Source organism: Actinomadura graeca (assembly GCF_019175365.1).
Lineage (GTDB): Bacteria > Actinomycetota > Actinomycetes > Streptosporangiales > Streptosporangiaceae > Spirillospora > Spirillospora graeca.
This window is the reverse complement of record NZ_CP059572.1, coordinates 3920788-3937158: the sequence shown is the minus strand read 5'-3', so window position 1 is coordinate 3937158 and position 16371 is coordinate 3920788. Positions and strand designations below refer to the sequence as shown.

At 75.6% G+C, this 16371-nt stretch carries 12 protein-coding genes; 9 read left to right on the top strand and 3 right to left on the bottom strand.

Features of this window, described 5'->3' with window-relative positions; all coding sequences use genetic code 11:
• Positions 1–15 precede the first annotated feature (15 nt).
• Positions 16–1275, top strand: a complete 1260-nt coding sequence (locus tag AGRA3207_RS17260) for an MFS transporter (protein ID WP_231335683.1) — start codon at positions 16–18, stop codon at positions 1273–1275.
• Here AGRA3207_RS17260 and AGRA3207_RS17255 read toward each other — a convergent pair whose 3' ends face one another.
• The 3 genes from AGRA3207_RS17255 to AGRA3207_RS17245 form a co-directional block, all read right to left on the bottom strand.
• Entirely contained in the window at positions 1276–1593 is a 318-nt protein-coding gene (locus tag AGRA3207_RS17255) for a PspC domain-containing protein (RefSeq protein ID WP_231335682.1), read from the bottom strand.
• 110 nt (positions 1594–1703) lie between these two features.
• On the bottom strand, positions 1704–3251 hold the full coding sequence (locus AGRA3207_RS17250) for a DUF4407 domain-containing protein (RefSeq protein WP_231335680.1): 1548 nt from the start codon (positions 3249–3251) through the stop codon (positions 1704–1706).
• Positions 3248–3637: a hypothetical protein gene (locus tag AGRA3207_RS17245; RefSeq protein WP_231335678.1), complete on the bottom strand. Its 390-nt coding sequence runs from the start codon at positions 3635–3637 to the stop codon at positions 3248–3250. The genes AGRA3207_RS17250 and AGRA3207_RS17245 overlap by 4 nt, the downstream gene beginning before the upstream one ends.
• Before the next feature lie 327 nt (positions 3638–3964).
• Here AGRA3207_RS17245 and AGRA3207_RS17240 point away from each other — a divergent pair, with 327 nt between their 5' ends.
• The 8 genes from AGRA3207_RS17240 to AGRA3207_RS17205 are packed head-to-tail and all read left to right on the top strand — an operon-like array spanning position 3965 to position 16340.
• Positions 3965–4621, top strand: coding sequence for a 4Fe-4S single cluster domain-containing protein (locus AGRA3207_RS17240; protein WP_231335677.1), 657 nt, complete (start codon positions 3965–3967; stop codon positions 4619–4621).
• A complete protein-coding gene (locus AGRA3207_RS17235) occupies positions 4618–6048 on the top strand; it encodes a hypothetical protein (RefSeq protein WP_231335676.1) in 1431 nt (476 codons plus the stop codon). Before AGRA3207_RS17240 ends, AGRA3207_RS17235 begins: the two co-directional genes overlap by 4 nt.
• Entirely contained in the window at positions 6045–8645 is a 2601-nt protein-coding gene (locus AGRA3207_RS17230) for an AAA family ATPase (RefSeq protein ID WP_231335674.1), read from the top strand. Before AGRA3207_RS17235 ends, AGRA3207_RS17230 begins: the two co-directional genes overlap by 4 nt.
• Positions 8632–10473 carry a hypothetical protein gene (locus AGRA3207_RS17225; RefSeq protein ID WP_231335672.1) on the top strand — a complete coding sequence of 614 codons (1842 nt, stop codon included), beginning with the start codon at positions 8632–8634 and terminating at the stop codon, positions 10471–10473. Before AGRA3207_RS17230 ends, AGRA3207_RS17225 begins: the two co-directional genes overlap by 14 nt.
• Positions 10470–11555 (top strand): hypothetical protein, encoded by a 1086-nt coding sequence (locus AGRA3207_RS17220; protein ID WP_231335671.1) that lies wholly within the window; start codon positions 10470–10472, stop codon positions 11553–11555. The genes AGRA3207_RS17225 and AGRA3207_RS17220 overlap by 4 nt, the downstream gene beginning before the upstream one ends.
• Complete coding sequence (locus AGRA3207_RS17215; protein WP_231335670.1) at positions 11543–14167, top strand: hypothetical protein; 2625 nt, start codon at positions 11543–11545, stop codon at positions 14165–14167. Before AGRA3207_RS17220 ends, AGRA3207_RS17215 begins: the two co-directional genes overlap by 13 nt.
• Entirely contained in the window at positions 14164–15396 is a 1233-nt protein-coding gene (locus tag AGRA3207_RS17210; RefSeq protein ID WP_231335669.1) for an acetate and sugar kinases/Hsc70/actin family protein, read from the top strand. Before AGRA3207_RS17215 ends, AGRA3207_RS17210 begins: the two co-directional genes overlap by 4 nt.
• Positions 15393–16340: a coiled-coil domain-containing protein gene (locus AGRA3207_RS17205; RefSeq protein ID WP_231335668.1), complete on the top strand. Its 948-nt coding sequence runs from the start codon at positions 15393–15395 to the stop codon at positions 16338–16340. The genes AGRA3207_RS17210 and AGRA3207_RS17205 overlap by 4 nt, the downstream gene beginning before the upstream one ends.
• The last annotated feature ends 31 nt before the right edge of the window (positions 16341–16371 follow it).

The following is a 16371-nucleotide window of genomic DNA, read 5'->3' as shown; positions in this document are numbered from 1 at the left end:
CGCGAGGCGTTCGCGGTGGGGGAGTTCCGCGCCCTCTGGCTGGCACAGGCGCTGTCGTTCGTGGGCGATCAGCTCGCCCAGGTCGCGCTGGCCGTCCTGGTGTACGAGCACACGAACTCGGCGTTGCTGACGGCGCTCACGTACGCGCTGACCTACCTTCCGCCGATCGTGGGCGGGCCCGTGCTGGCCGGTCTCGCGGACCTGTTCCCGCGCCGCACCGTGATGGTGGTGTGCGACGTCGTGCGGGCGGGCCTGGTCGCGTGCATGGCGCTGACGCCGATGCCGTTCTGGGTGCTGTGCGCCTTCGTGTTCGTGACGACGCTGCTGGGCGCGCCGTTCACCGCCGCCCGCGCCGCGGTCATGCCCGACATACTCGAAGGTGACAGATATGTGGCGGGCTCGGCGCTGATCAACATCACGCATCAGTCCGCGCAGATGCTGGGGTTCCTGGCGGGCGGCGCGATCGTCGCGGTCGTCGGGACCCACGGCGCGCTCGCGCTGGACGCGGCGACGTTCGGGCTCTCGGCGGTCGTCCTCGTCGGCGGGCTGCGGCGGCGGCCCGCGTCCAGGAAGCGCGGGCGCGCGTCGCTGCGGCTGTGGCGCGGGACGTGGGACGGGGCGCGGCTCGTGTTCGGCGATCCCGCGCTGCGGTCGCTGGTGCTGTTCGCGTGGCTGTGCGGGTTCACCGTGGTGCCGGAGGGGCTGGCCGCGCCGTACGCGGCGACCTTCGGTGACGGCGCCGTCACGGTGGGACTGCTGATGTCGGCGATGCCGACGGGAATGGTGGTCGGGGCGTTCCTTTTCAGCCGGTTCGTCCGGCCGACGAACCGGCTCCGCGCCATGGGCGTGATGTCGATGCTGGCGTGCGTGCCGCTCATCGCGGCGGGGACGTACCCGCCGCTGTGGTGCGTCGTGCTGCTGTGGGCGCTGTCGGGCGCCGGAAACGCCTACCAGCTGGCGGCGAACGCGGCGTTCGTGGCGTCGGTGCCACCGTCGGGGCGCGGGCAGGCGTTCGGGCTGGCGCAGTCCGGCATCCTCGCCGTCCAGGGCCTCGCCATCCTCGCGGCGGGCGCCGCCGCGCAGGTCCTCGGGCCCGAGACGGTGGTGGCGCTGTCCGGCGCGCTCGGCCTGTCGGCCGCCGCGACGCTGACCCTGACCTGGAACCAGGTCCGCGGCGGTGTCATCACCGCCGTGCGCGACACCCTCGAAGCACCGGACGCCACCCCCGCGGGCGTCCCCGTCAGGGCCGCCCGCCGGTCCGCGTCGGCGCCGTGATCAGACGCGGTTCTTGTTCACCGCGTCCTTGGTCTTCCGGACGGCCTCCTGGACCTTCGGGGAGTCCCCGGCCTTCTTGAACAGGTCCTCGGCGATCGAGGTGGGCGCGTCCTCCTCGGGGATGAGCAGCCAGCCGATCGCGTAGAGGGCGATGCCCGCGCCGCCGAAGACGGTGAAGACGGCGAGGCCCAGCCGGACGATGTTGGCGTCCACGCCGAGGAAGCGCGCCGCGCCCGAGCAGACGCCGGCGAGCATGCGTCCCTCGTGGGTGCGGCGCAGCTGTTTGTCCGTGGTGGTGGTGTTCTTCTCCATGTCCATGCCTCGATCATGCCCCGCCACGGCGAACCCGGACATCGGGATTCGCCCTGATTCGTCCCTGACCCGACCCCGGGCGGGACGTCACCGGTCCCTGACCTCGACGCCGCGCGTCAGGAGAAGGAACCCGGGGCCGCCTGCCAGGCTCCCGGCGGCGGTGCCGCGTTGCCGTTGGACGGGGGCGGGGCCGACGGCGGGAGCGGTCCACGGGCGGTGCCGGGACGGGGCGGCGGGGCGGGCGTGCCCTGACCGGCGCCGGACCCGTTGACGCCGGACGGCGCCGCGGCGTGCGGCGGCGCGTGCGGGTCGACGCGGGGGAACTGGTCGGCGTGCAGGTAGGCGTCGATGTTCGCCGGGACGTTGCGCAGCTCGCGGTTGCGCCACTCGTGCAGGACGGCCCGCGCGATCTCCTCCTCGGCGCGGACGGTCTGCTCGACCAGGCGGGGGATGGCGGCGTCGCGGGCCTCGCGGAGCAGGCGGGCCTGGGTGATGATGTCCTCGGCGTCGAGGATCTGCGCGTTCTGCTCCCGGCGGGCGCGCTCCTCCGCGACACGCCGCTGCCGGTGCTCCTCGATCTCCAGGATCTCCTCGTAGAGGCTCTTCTTGGGGACGAGGGTGAGCAGCAGCTTCACGAAGATCGGCAGGCACTCGATCGACGTGAACAGCAGGAGCAGCAGGACGTGCGCCCAGAAGAGGGTGCCCTGCTGGTCGGTGAGCTCGTTCATCGCCTTCAGCCTCAGGAGCAGGCCGTCGGAGTCGGCGTTGCTGGAGGCGAAACCCTCGTCCAGGCGCGCGCGCTGGCCCTGGGCGGCGGCGAGGTCCTTGCGGACCTGCGGGAGGCGCTGGCGGGCGGTCTCGACGTTGCGCTGCCTGGAGGTGGCGCCCTCGCGCTGGAGGACGGTCTGGCGTGCCGTGATCTGGTCGCGGATGCGCTTCAGCTCGGCCTCGGCGTCGTCGAGCTGCCGTTTGCGCTGGGCGGCGAGGGGGCCGTCACCGGCCTTGCACTCGCCGCGCCGCCCGCCCAGCTCGCAGACGAGCTGCTCGCGGGCGTCGGTGACGCGCTTGAGCGCCGCGCCCTCCTGCTTGCGGAGCCCGGCGATGGTGGGGTCGGCGTTCAGGTCGGCGCCGGTGTCGCCGTTGCTGCTGATGATCCCTTCGAGCCGCCTGGCCTCGGCGTCCAGCCGCGTGATCCGCACCCCGAGGTCGCCGGACTGCGCCTGCCGCGCGCTGGAGTCGGCGGCCTCGGCCTTCATCGTCTCCAGCTGCACGTCGATCTCGGGCTTGAAGATCTGCAGGACGAGCGGGGTGGAGATCACGATGCCGATCAGCAGCGCGAACACCAGCCGGGGCGCGGCGAGGTAGAAGGCGTGCCGCTTGCGCTCCTGGCGCTGGACGGTGGTGACGAGCCAGCGGTCCAGCATCATGATGCCGAGGCCCCAGAGCAGCGCGAAGACCAGCGCGAACACCAGCGGCGCCTTGACCGCCATGGACAGCGCGAACGCCATGGAGACGCCCGCCATCACGGCGGTGATCAGCACGGCGGCGCCGATGCCCTGGTATTTCCCCCGCTCGGTCGGGCATTGCGCGAGGATTTCCGGTCGCGCGCCGGAGAGCCAGATCAGCGGATGAAATCCGACAATTCGCCTGTCGATGCTCGTCATGGACGCTGCTTTCGGCGGGAGGCGGAGGACCGCGCCGCGTCCGGCGCCGGGAATGGGGCCGTCTCCGGCGTGCGGAATGACATCGGGCGCGGGGCGCGGAATGTCGCGGGATCCGGGGCGCGGAATGGCGGCGCGCCGAGCGCCTGGGAGCGCGTGAAGGGCACGGGCCGGGCGCGCCAGTGGAGCCGGGGCGCGGTGGGGGGCGTGGCCAGGCGCGGGGGAGCCGTCCGGCGCCGGGCCAGAGGGCTGGTCGCGAAGCGTCCGATGCGCGCCCGCAGTGCGAGGAGCAAGGGCTCGTGGCGGGCGAGCGCGTCCTCGTCGAGCGCCGCCCCGGGCGGGGTGAGGGAGGTGACCCGCGGCCGGCTCGCCGGCGTGCGCGGTGTCATGCGCGGAGGATCCTCATGGGCAGGGACCATGTCGGGTGGCCATTCCTGTTCATTCCGGGGCGAACGTGGTGATGAGGAAACTCGTGATGACGGGCGGCGGGGGCCGAAGAGGGCAGGATAGCGTGCGAAGACGGACGTCCCTGAGTCACAGTAGCCGCACTCCCCCCGTACCTGACCAGATCCGGTCATGAGGGCTGAAAATACCTGAGTTCCGGCCAAGAGTTTGTGTCACCTGCCATCAGACGGAGCCGGACGCTCCCGTACAATCCGGCCCACTGGCAGGTGTGATCAGGTCGCCTATCCCCCCCGAACGGTCGAATGCTCAACGTGGCTGAAACATGCGTGGGTACCCGCGCCCTCGGACCCGGCATGCGGTCGGCCGTGTGGGTTCAGGGCTGCCCGTTCCGCTGCCCCGGATGCCTCGCGCCCGAGTGGATCCCGGACCGTCCCGCACGCGCGGTCGCGCCCGCCGACCTGGCCGCCGAGCTGCTCGCCGACCCCCGCGTCACCGGCCTGACGTTCTCCGGCGGCGAGCCGATGGAGCAGGCCGCCGGGCTCGCCGAGGTGGCGCGGCTCGCCCGCCGGGACCGTTCCGGCCTCACGCTGATCTGCTTCACCGGGTACCGCCTCGAACGGCTGCGGTCGCGCCCGCCGGGCGACGGGGTGGCCGCGCTGCTCGCCGAGGCGGACGTGCTGATCGACGGCCTGTACGTCGCCGCACGCGACGACGACCGGGGCCTGCGCGGCAGCTCCAACCAGCGCGTCCACCACCTGACCGGCCGGCTCCGGGACGCCGCGGAGGTGCTCGCCACGGGCCCGCGGAAGATCGAGATCCGGGTCCGCGCCGGTGCGGCCCTGTACGTGGGCGTCCCGTCCCGGGCGCTCGCCGCGGCCTACCCGCCGGTGGCGCGCGGCGACGGGCGGGACGCGATGACCGTGCCGGGCGCCTTGGCGGGGGGCGCCGGAGAGGGGAGCGCGCGGTGAGCGGAGCGAAACGGATCACGGTGGACTCCACGGCGTGGCGGGAGGCGCAGGCCGCGGCGGCCCGGCTCCGCACCGTCCAGCGGGACGTGCCCCGGCTGGTCGAGGCCGTCCGGCGGCAGCAGCGCGAGGAGCTGGACCGGGTGTTCGGCGGGATGGAGGGGCGGCAGCGGCGCGTCGAGCAGGTCCTCACCGGGCTGAGCGACGAGGCGAAACGCTCGGAGCTGCGCACCGCGAAGCGGCTGCGGGAGCAGGCCGACCGGCTGCGCGGCCAGATCGGCTCGGCCGTGGAGCAGGTCCGCGGCGAGCAGGACGAGCGGATCCGCGCCGCGATCGAGCGCGAGCGGGCCGACCGGCGCGCCGAGATCCAGGAGCTCGGCCGTGAGCTGGACGGCCTGCGGGGCGACCGTGAGCGCGCGGCGTCCGCGGCCGGGCGCACCCTGGCCGACGCGCGGCTGATGCGCGACGCGATCCGCGCCGGGCTGCCGCACGAGCGGTTCGCCCCGGGGCGGCTCGACCGGCTGGAGCGCCGCATCGCGACCGCCGAGTCCAACCTCGCGGCGGGGCTCGCCGCCGAGTCGCTGAGCCTGCTCCAGGAGACCTTCCTCGACCTCGCCGAGCTGCGCGCCGATCTCGTCCTGCTCGACCAGGAGTGGCAGGCGGCCCGGCTCGCGGCGCTGGACGCGCTGACCGTCGTCGCCGAGCGGATCCGGTTCTCCGCGCGGCTTCCCGCGCCGGACGAGCGGGGCGAGCCGATCGACGGCCTGTCCTTCGACGTGGACCACTGGTCGGGCGGCGGGCTGGCCGCGCTGCGCGCCGACCTGGAGGAACGCACCGGCGAGGTCGGTGACGGCAGCCCGCTCGGCACGGGGGAGCTGCGCGAGATCGTCCGGCGGGACGCGCCGGAGCTGGAGCGCCGCCTGGAGGAGACCGTGGCCCGCGCGACCGCGGCGCTCCTCGCCTCGCAGGCCCGCGTCAACGTCGCCGAGCAGGTCGTGGACGCGGTCGAGCACGCCACCGGATTCGCCTGGACGGAGAACGCCTACGCCGGCGACGACCAGCGCGCCGCGTTCTACAGCAAGCTCCGCCACCTCAACGACAACGAGATCGTCATCGAGGTCGCGCACGAGGATGGCGACGAGGACGACGGGCCCGGGACGCTGGCCGTCCGCATCCTGTCCTACGACCGCGACACGGCCTCGGAGGAAGAGCTGGCAGAGCGCGCGCGGGAGATAGCCACGAGCCTCCGGGAGCGTGGCCTGCCGGTCGGGGAGCCTACGGAAGAGGCCCCGCGCCCGGACCCGGCCCTCACCGACTTCGCGGCGCTGCGCACCGAGGCCGTCCGGTCTGAAGGCGGCCGGTCTGAAGGCGGCCGGTCTGAGGGCGGCCGGTCCGAGGGCGGCCGGTCCCGGCCGGACGTCCGACGGTGAGGGCAGGGGACGCCGAGCGGCTCGCCACGCTGCACCGGACCGCCGCCGACGGCGACCCGGTGATGATCGTCCACGGGCCGGGCGCCGACGACGCGTTCGTGGACGGCGCCTACCGCACGTACGGGATCGAGACCGCGCTCTGGGAGGCGCTGCACGCCGCCGGGTACGAATGCGTCGTCTTCTACTCACTCCACCGCAAGGTGTACTTCCGGGACGAGGAGTCGCGACGCCTCGCCCGCCCGGACACGGCGAGGGACACGGCGAAGGGCACGGCGGGGGACGCGGACGCTCGGGCCCGGCCCGCGCGGCGGATGCGGCCGGGGTTCAGCGGGCCGCTCGGCGACCGGGTGGTGACCCCGGCGTCCACGGCCGTCCTCGACCGGGAGCCGGGAGGTGCGCCGGCGTCCGCCCCGCCGGTGCCCGGACGCCCGATGTCCGGCATGTCGGACGCGCATGCGGTGATGACGCTCGACCACCTCATGCGGCAGGACGGGATGCGCGCGGCGGTCGTCGTCCTGCACGCGGAAGAGGTCCTGAGCCACACCGTCGCCGGGCGGGCGCTCGCGACGGTGTTCGCCGAGTGGGTCGCCTACCGGGGCAGTGCCCGCAACAAGTGCGTTCTCGTCTCGCGGAAGGCGTCGCTGGCCGAGGTACGCGACTTCGTCCGGGACCTGCGCGGGTTCCCGGCCCTGGAGGAGTGGGCGCGTCAGCTCGGCGCCCGCCGCGGCGGGCCGGGCCGGGTCGGGGAACCCGGCGAGGCGGAGCTGGCGCGGCTCGTCCACGTCCTGCGGCTGACCGGCCGCCCGCGGCTGCTGATCGGCGCCTGGGCGGAGCTGGCGCGGACCGTCCGGGCGATGGCGGCGACGGCCGAGCCCGCGCGGACGTGGGAGCAGCGGCTCCGCTCCCTCGCCGCGGCGGGCACGCCCCTGGACGGGGCGGTTCTGCGGGAGCGCGGCTGGGTGACCTCCGCCGCGTCCGGGCGGCAGGACGTGTGGCAGCGCCTCGACGGCCTGGCCGGGCTCGACGCGGTGAAGGAGCACCTCGCCGGAATGCGGCTGCTGATCGAGGCGGAGAACCGGATGCGCGCCGAGGGCCGCGGCACCGCCGAGCCCGCCGCGCACCACCTGGTCTTCACCGGCAACCCGGGGACGGGCAAGACGACCGTGGCGCGGCTCGTCGGCGAGATGTACCGGGAGCTCGGGGTGCTGCGGCGCGGCCACCTCGTGGAGGCGACCGCCTCGACGCTCGTCGGCCGGTACGTGGGGGAGACCGCGCAGAAGACGCAGGCGGTGATCGACGGCGCGCTGGACGGGGTGCTGTTCATCGACGAGGCGTACATGCTCGCCGACCAGGCCGACGGCTTCGGCGGCGAAGCGATCGGCGCGCTGCTGACCCGGATGGAGAACGACCGGGACCGCCTCGTTGTGATCGCCGCCGGATACCCCGACCGGATGAAGGACTTCCTGGACGCCAACCCGGGGCTCCGCCGCCGCTTCCCGGAGGCCAACGTCATCGCGTTCCCCGACTACGACGCGGGGACGCTGGCGGCCATCGCGCTCGGGCGGCTCCGCGAGCAGGGGCTGACGTGGACGCCGGGGCTGGAGGCCGACCTGCGGCGCGCCGTCGAGGGCGTGCACCGCACGCGCGGCCCCGGGTTCGGCAACGCCGGGGCGATGCGCGACCTCGCCGACGACGTCAAACGCCGCTGGGTGGTGCGGACGCGCGCGGACGTCGGCCGCCCGCTGGAGCCCGAGGACGTGCCCGCGCGGCTGCGCGCGCACCTGCGCCCGGCGGTGCCGGAGCTGCCCGTCCTGCTCGGCGAGCTGGACCAGATGATCGGCCTCGGCCCGGTGAAGAAGGCGATCCGGGACCTGGTCGCGCAGGTCAGGCTGAAGCAGCGGCGCAACCGCGGCGAGGTGGTCGCGCCGCACCTGCTGTTCCTCGGCCCGCCCGGCACCGGCAAGACGTCCGTCGCGCGGATCATCGGGCGGATCTTCCGCGACCTCGGGCTGCTGACCAGGGGGCACGTCGTGGACACGGGCCGCGCCGACCTGGTCGGCGAGTACATCGGGCACACGGCGCCGCGCACCCGCGAGAAGGTGCAGGAGGCGCTGGACGGGGTGCTGTTCATCGACGAGGCGTACGCGCTGGCCAGGGGCGACGACGGCCGCGACTTCGGCCGCGAGGCGCTCGACACCCTGACCCAGGAGATGGAGAACCTGCGCGGCCGCCTCACCGTCATCGCCGCCGGATACCCGGAGGAGATGCGGGCGTTCCTCGCCGCCAACACCGGGCTCCGGTCGCGTTTCACGGTGCAGGTGGAGTTCCCCGACTACGCGCCGGAGGAGCTGGTGCGGATCCTGGAGTCGATGGCCGCCGCCGAGGGCTACCGGCTTCCGGACGGGACCCGCGCCCGCGCCCTCGCGTGGCTGGCCGCCGAGCGCCGCGCGCACCCGCGCGACTTCGGCAACGCGCGGACCGTCCGGGAACAGCTGCTGCCGCAGATGGAGGTGCGGCTCGCCGCCCGCACGGCCGACGCGCCGGACGCCGACGTCGACACCTTCCTCCCGCAGGACGTGCCCGATGCCGCCCGCTGACGAGGCCCCCGAGGTGGGGAGGATACGGCCCGGATGCCCGGTATGCGGATGTCCTATCGCGCACGAGGAGGCCCGGTGCGCGGAGTGCCGGTGGCCGCTGCACGGCGAGTGGCGGCTCGGCGCGCCTACGCCGGACGCGCTCCGCGACTTCGAGGAGCGGCTGGCCGCCGCGCGCCGCGAGCGTGATCTGCTGGCGGTCGTCCGCGCCGGGCTCACCGGCCACGTCCACGTGCGCGGCGGGACGCCGGACCCGCAGGAATGGGCGCGGGCGCGGCGGGCGGTGGACGCGCCGCCGATGTCGGACGCGCCGCTCCAGGTCGCGCTCACCAAGGCGCTGGAGCGGATGCGGCCCGGCCACGGGCTCGTCATCGCCGAGGTCGGCGCCGACCACGCCCTGACCGTGATCCGGGTCGGGCTGGACGGGCTGGCGATCCCGCGCGGGCACGACGCGGCGGAGACGATCCCGTGGGAGACGGCGGTGCCGGCCCTGTCCCGCGACCCCGGCGAGCGGCGGTTCCAGCTCGCGGGCGGGCTCGCCGGACTGGACCGCGACCTGCTCTGGCGGTCGCTGCGGGACGCCCTCCCGCAGCGGCTGGACGAGCCGGGCGACGAGGTCCTCCTCGTGCACCGGGAGCTCGGCTGGCCCGTCCCCGACCGGGCGGCGCGGATCCTGCGCAAGCGGCACCCGAACGCCACGGTCGTGCCCGCCGGGGGGACGGGCGCCCGTGAGCTGATCGGCCCGCTGGCCGACGCGCTCCCCGCGCGGCACGACGTGGGGCTGCTGGCGGCGGAGGTGGAGCCGGGCACCCGCCGCGTCCGGCCCCGGCTGATCCCGCTGTTCCCCGCGGGCACGCCCGCCGGGACGCGGCGCGCGGTGTCGCTGGCCCGGCCTCCCGGCGACCCCGGCGCGACCGTGCTGGCCGCCGTCGCCGCGAGCGCGGACCAATGGACGCTGCTGGCGGCGGGCGCCGCCACGCTCCCCGCCGACGTCGAGGTGGTGCTGGACGGGCCGGGCCGGGTGCGGATCACCGGCCCGGAGGGGCTGCGCCCGGTCACCGAGCGGCTGCCGGAGCTGCTCGGCGGGCTGCCCGAGCGGCTGGAGATCCTCACCGAGCCCGTCGACCTGATCTGCGCGGTCGAGCTGGGCGGGGTGGACGAGCTCGTCCGCCGCCGCCTGGACCTGCTGCGCGAGCTGGTGGCGGTCCTGGACGCCACGTATCCCGCGGGCGGCCCCGGCGCCGGCCTGATCCGCGTGGCGGTGCTCGGTTACCGCGACCACGCCTACGGGCGCGGCAAGGAGAAGCGCAAGCCGGTCCTCGGCGGCTGGCTGGGGACGCCCGCGAGCGCCGCCGGAGCGCTGTCGCGGCTCGGCCCGAGCCCGATCGAGTACCCCGAGGCCGCGCCGGTGGAGGACGTCCTGCACGAGATCGCCGACCGCCTCGCCCACACCCGCGCCGCCGCCGGTGGCCTCCCCCCGCCCCGGACGGTGCTGCTGACCGTCGGCGGGCGGCCCCCGCACCCGCCGGTCCAGGGCGACGGCGACGTCCTGCCCTGCCAGTTCGAGCGGAGCTGGGCCGTGGCACTGACCGCCATCGCCCGGGCGGGGGTCGCGTGCACCACCGTCCTCGGCGGCGGCCCCGGCGGCCCCGGCGGATCCGTTGACATGGCGTCCCGCGACCATCCGGCCTGGGAGGGCCTCGCCGCCGCGGGCCTGCACGACCTGGACGACATCGACGCCCGGCGGCTCGGGGTGGGGCTCGGCCTGCTCCCGTCCGCGCCGCAGACACTCACTCTTCCCCTGGCCGAGCTGGAACGAGGTACCCGGTGACCAACCCTTCGCAGTTCTCCCCGCCGCCGCGGAACGCGGCCCCAGGGCCACAGGCGCCGCAGAACCCGAACGTGGCCCAGCCCGTGCGGGAGATGCGGCGCATCGGGCTGTGGGGTGCACCCGAGAGCGGGAAGACGACGTTCCTCGCCGCGCTCCAGGTGGCCGTCCTCCGCAACGCCGGGGACTGGATGCTGTACGGGGTGAACGAGGAGTCCAACGACTTCCTCGACACCCAGACCGGCATGCTCACCCAGCACCGCCGGTTCCCCGCCGCGACGAAGTTCTCCAACGCGCTGAGCTGGACGCTGCGCGGCTCCACGACCCAGCCGACCGGCAAACGGTTCGGCAAGAAGTCCCAGGTCGTGCCGGTGGAGTTCAACATCGACCTGCTCGACTCGCCCGGCGCCGTCCACGCCAGCAAGGCCGTCCCGGGGGAGGCGATGGCCTCCGGCGGCGACAACCTCGGGTTCGGCGACGAGCAGGAGGAGCAGCACACGGAGGTGGAGGAGGACCAGATCATCGAGCACCTCGCCGGGTGCGACGGGATCGTCTACCTCTTCGACCCGACCCGCGAGCGGCGGCAGGGCGACTCCTACAGCTACTTCCACCGGACGCTGCTGAAGCTGTCGCGGCAGGTGTTCCGCGACCGCGGCTCCGCGGACGCGAAGCTGCCCCAGCACCTCGCCGTGTGCGTCACGAAGTTCGACGCGCCGGAGGTGTACCGGCAGGCCCGCGTCGGCGGCTACCTCACCTACGACGACACCCCGCAGATGCTGCCGCGCGTCCGCGAGGACTCCGCCGGGCACTTCTTCGCCGAGCTGTGCAAGAATTCCAAGGTCGGCAACGCCGACCTCGTCCTCAGCAGCATCCAGAAGTACTTCCACCCCGAGCGGGTGCGGTACTTCGCGACGTCCGCCGTCGGGTTCTACCTGGGCGAGGCCGACCGGTTCACCGAGAACGACTACTGGAACATCAGCAAGAGCGCCGACGGCAGCGTGGAGATCCGCGGCAAGGTGTGGCCGATCAACGTGGTGGAGCCGGTGCTGTGGCTCGGCCGGGAGATGCCGCCATGGTCCAGGTGACCGCGGGCTGGGCGCTGTTCGGCAAGCGGCCCGGCAGCAGCGACGACTACGGGGTCCTGAACAGCAGCCGCGAGCCGTTCACCAAGGCCGGGTTCGCGCGCATCCTGCGCCGGTACGGGCTCGGCACCCCGCCCGCGCACCGGACGGGCGAGGGCGCGCTGCCCTGGGTGACCATCAGCTGGGTCGGCGAGGCGCCCGACCGGCACCTCGGCATGTCCGTCGAGGACTGGACCGAGCACCGCGACGGCTCCGGCCGCCCGGTCGCGTTCACCAAGTACATCTGCGTCCCGTACCAGGAGGTGGAGGCCGCGCCCGTCTCCTACGGCGCCCTCTACCGGGAACTGCTGCGGCTGGACCTGCCCATGGACGGCGAGCCCCCCGGCGGCGCGTCCGGCGGGCGCGTCACGCTCGTCCCGCCGGAGTACTCGCCCGCCGACCTCGCCCGCGACATCGACCGGTTCGACCGGGACAAGGTCATGCGGACGGCCGCGCTGCTGCTGGACGGCCGCGTCGACGTCGTCCACGCGGGCGAGGCGTCCCTCCAGGACCGGCTGGCGTTCCTGGACGCGGTCGCCGCGCTGCTCCCGTACGGGTACCGGGCCGACTTCACCGGCGCGACCTGGGCGACGGGCACCGCCGACAAGATCCGGCTGGCGTTCACCCGGCGCGCCCGCGACGGCGCCCGCGAGGTGAGCTGGCGCGGCCCCGCCGAGCCCGCGCGGCTGTCGCAGACGGCGGAGGACTACCTGCGGCTGCTGAACGGGCTGCTCCGCCGCAACCGGGACCTGTCCTGGCTGGTCGGGTACCTCGCGGCGGGTGGCGAGCCGCGCGACTTCGGCGAGCCCGCGCACGCGCTGCGGCGCCTCGCCGACGTGGAATGGCCGCGGGAGGTGGCGCGGGCCGCCGCCTCGAACGCCCCCGGGGCGGCGGGCGAGGCGCGGCGGCTGCTGCGCGGCCCCCGGCTCCAGGAGATCGGGCCCGCCGACCAGGGCCGCGTCCTGGCCTGCCTGATCCGCGACGGGCGGCCCGACGACCTGCCGCTGGTGGAGGAGCGCTGGGACCAGGCCGCCGCGACCGGCGGCACCGAGCTGACCGAGGCGCTCGCCCAGGCCGCCGCGGGGCTGCTGTGGCGGGAGGACCCCGACGGGCGCGTCTCCCGGTACGCCTCGTTCGCCGCGCGCCGCCGCTTCGCCGACCCGTTCCTCGCGGGCCTGGTCCGGCGCGGGGAGGGGGGCCGCTCGTCCCGCGCGGCGCGCGCCCTCGCCGCCGAGCTGATCCGCGACCACGTCGACCCGTCCGACCCGTCGTGGCGCGGGTCGCAGCTCCTCGTCGAACTGGACCGCGACCACGCGCTGGCCGCCGTGCTGCTGGCCTCCGAGCACCGCGGCCGGGACCGGACCGCCGCCTGGGCGACCTGGCTCAGCGGGCGGCTGCGCGACATGCTCCCGCCGTTCACCGACCTGCTCGCCGAACGCGAGGTCAACGGCGCGGTGTTCCGCGGCCTGGCGGAGGGGCAGCCCGAATGGGCGTCGGCGCTGGTGCGCGTCGCGGGACGGCTCGGACGCCTCGGCCTGGTGCTGCCCGCGCTGATCGGCTGGCTCGGGGAGCGCGCGGAGGTGTCCCCGTCCGCCCGCGACTTCGTCACGGTCACGATGGCCGAGCTCCAGACCGACGACCCGGGCGGCCGGGGCGCGTCCGACGCGCTGCTGCTGATGTCCGGCTCGTCCCCCCGGTTCCTGGAGGACGCGCTCGGCCGCGCGGACTCGGGCGTCTACCAGAACGGGTTCCTGTGGGCTTGGGGGAACCGCCCCCGCCACGGCCGCATGGGGACGACGCTGGTGAACGAGCTGACCGCGGCGCTGCGGCGGCGCCCGTGGGCGGGCAGCCCCGAACGCGCCGACGGCGTCATCAACCTGGCCAGGGCGCTGCTGGCGCACGGCCCCCAGGACTGGACGCCGCTGATCTGGGTGCTCGACCCCGATCCGCCCGACCGGGAGCTGGCCGCCCGTCCCGCGTTCAGCGATCTCCGCTGGATGCTGCGGGAGAACCAGGCGGCGCACCAGCCCGTCCCGGCGGGGGCGGGCGCGCCCGCGCCGAGGATGGCGTCCCCCGCCCCCGTCCCGGTGGGCGCCCCCGGGACGGCGGGCCGCCTCTCGCCCGACGCCGCGATCGACGAGGTCGCCGACTTCTACGTGCGCGCCGCCTCGGAGGCGTGGTCGAGCCCGCCGACCGCGCTCACGTCGATCCTGGACGCGGGCCGCACGCTCACCGCGGGCGAGGCGTACCTGGTGATGCGGCGCGTCGAGGACGCCATCGCGCACCGCTACGACCAGGCGCAGGCGGACCGGCACGGGCTCCAGATGGCCGAGGCGATCGTCTCCGGCGCGCTCGGCGGCGACGTCGCCGCCGAGTTCCGCGAGGTCCTCGCCGAGTTCGCCACCCAGGAGGTCGAGCACCAGCTGAGGCTGCTGGAGACGCTGGGCCGTGAGACGTGGGAGCCGTCCGAGCGGGTCCGCACCCGGATCGAGGAGATCAGATCGACCCTCGACCGGGTCGCCAAGCAGGGCCGCGGCGGGCTGTTCGGCCGCAGGCGCAGGTCGGACGACGGATGACCGGCTGGGTGGCGGTCGCCCTCGACGTCGGGTCGGCGATGACGCGGCTGGCGCTGTCGGGGCCCGGCGGCGCCCCCGTCGTGGCCTCCCGCCCGACGCCCGGCACGGGCCTCGCCGTCTTCCTGTCCAAACTGCTGGAGGCGGGACGGGCGAAGGCCCCCGGAGCCATCTCCGGGATGACGGTCACGGTCCCGGAGGCGTGGCTGGACGGCACCGCCGAGGGCGTCCGCGCCTACGAGCGGCTGCGCCGGACCGTCCTGGAGGAGCTGGGCTGGCCGCGCGTCACCTGGCTTGGCCAGGCCGCCTGCGTCGCCGCCGAGGCGCTGCACCGGGGCCCGGCGCGGCGTCCGGACGCCGGTCCCGTGCTGGTCTGCGACCTCGGCGCCCGGACGGTCGGCGCCGCGCTCTGCGACACCGGCGGCCGCACCCTCCGCGTGACCTCCGTCGCCGTCGCCGAGGGCGGCGGGACCGCCTTCGACACCGCGGTCGCCGCCTCGTACACGGGCCCGCCCCCCGCGGCGGGCTTCTCCGCCCTGTTCGACGGCGCCCGGACACGCCACGGCCGCCGCGCCGCGGTCGTCCTCCCGCGCGCGTGGACCCACCCCCGCTATCGGGAGGCACCCGTCTACCGGATCGGTGACACCGACATCACCGCTGGGACGCTCATCACCGCCTTCTCCTCCACCGCCGCGACCCTCAAGGACGTCGTGGCCCGCGCCCTCTCCGGCGCCGCACCCCCGGCCACGATCGCGGTCGCGGGCCGGTTCGGGGTGTTCCCCCTGGTGAGCCGGGTCCTGCTGGACGAACTGTCCCCACCGGAACCGCCCCTGGTGCTCGGGCCCGCCGCCGCCGTGCGGGGCGCGCTGCGGATCGCGTCCGGGGGCCTGTCGGTGGCCGAGCCCGCCCGTCCCGCCGTGACCCTGCCCCTGTACCGGATCAAGCACGGGCTGATGGAGGTGCGGGAGGTGCCGCTCGACCCGTCCGCGGACTTCGCCGTCCAGGACGGCTACCCGATGCTGGTCGAGGTCACCGGGACCACCGCGCCCTTCGATGTCCGCGTGGACGGTCGGGACGTGACCGTCCGCCCGCCGGACCTGCCGCCCGGCCCGTACCGCGTCGGGCTCCGCCCGTCCCACGCCCGCCCGGGGGTGCTCGTCCTCGCCCCGGCGGCCGGCGGTGAGCCCTGCCACTGCCCGATCGACCCCCCGATGGACAGGGAGGCCCGATGACCGACGACGTCAAGGCCGCGCTCGCCGCCGTCCTGGCCGAGGACGGCCCCGCCGCCGCGCTGACCGCCCTGCGCCTCGCCGCGGACTGGTCCGCCCGCGCCCTCGCCGCCGGTCCCGGCGACGACGTGGCCGCCTTCCAGGCCGTCGCGGCGCTGGACGACGCCCTCGAACCCCTCGCCGCCGTCACCGCCGCCGTCCCGGCCCTGGTGGAGGCGGCGTCGCCGGGACGCCCCGTCCACGACCACCTGCGGGAACGGCAGGCCGAGCTCACCGCCGCCCGGGACCGGCTGGCCGCCGACCGCGCCGCGCTGGACGAGCTGGACCAGGCCGAACGGGCCCTGGCCGAGCAGGCCGCCGAGCACGACCGCCTCCGCGACCGCGTCGCCGGACTCCGCCGCCTCCGCGCCCTCGCCGACGAGGTCGAGGCCCTCCGCGACCAGGCGGCCGCGTTCGACGACCGGACCGCGCGGCACGCCGCCGAGGCGGAGGACGGCCTGGCCGCGTCCGCCGCCGACCTGCTCCGCCTGACCCGCGAGCAGATCGCCCTGCTGGACCCGCGGGTCCGCGCCGCCGTCGAGGACGCCGCCGCCGCCGACACCGAGCTGGCCGGGCTCCGCGAGCGGCTCGACGGCGCCGAGGAGCACATCGCGACGTCCCGCGCCGAGCTGGAGTCCGCCGCCCAGGGCTTCGACCGCCTCCGCGCCCGCCGCGACGAGGTCATCGCCCCCCTCCGCGCCTACCGGGACGCCGACCGCGACCTCCTCACCGCCCTCAACGGCGGCGCCCCGCCCCTGACCAAGGAGACCGGCCTGGAGCGGGCCGACCGCGAGCTCGCCGACATCGGGGAACGCCTCGGCGCGATCGACGAGATCCTCGGCCGCGTCCTCACCGACCACGTCCAAGCCCACGAACGCGCCAGGACGGCCCTCGGCTGGTCCGGGTGACGCCCACCGGCGGGCAACGCTTAAAGTCGAT

Bases quoted from the DNA above. Each gene is read 5' to 3' on its own strand.
- AGRA3207_RS17210 (WP_231335669.1), top strand. From the start codon at position 14,164: ATGACCGGCTGGGTGGCGGTCGCCCTCGACGTCGGGTCGGCGATGACG.
- AGRA3207_RS17205 (WP_231335668.1), top strand. From the start codon at position 15,393: ATGACCGACGACGTCAAGGCCGCGCTCGCCGCCGTCCTGGCCGAGGAC.
- AGRA3207_RS17215 (WP_231335670.1), top strand. From the start codon at position 11,543: ATGGTCCAGGTGACCGCGGGCTGGGCGCTGTTCGGCAAGCGGCCCGGC.
- AGRA3207_RS17245 (WP_231335678.1), bottom strand. From the start codon at position 3,637: ATGACACCGCGCACGCCGGCGAGCCGGCCGCGGGTCACCTCCCTCACC.
- AGRA3207_RS17225 (WP_231335672.1), top strand. From the start codon at position 8,632: ATGCCGCCCGCTGACGAGGCCCCCGAGGTGGGGAGGATACGGCCCGGA.
- AGRA3207_RS17255 (WP_231335682.1), bottom strand. From the start codon at position 1,593: ATGGACATGGAGAAGAACACCACCACCACGGACAAACAGCTGCGCCGC.
- AGRA3207_RS17250 (WP_231335680.1), bottom strand. From the start codon at position 3,251: ATGACGAGCATCGACAGGCGAATTGTCGGATTTCATCCGCTGATCTGG.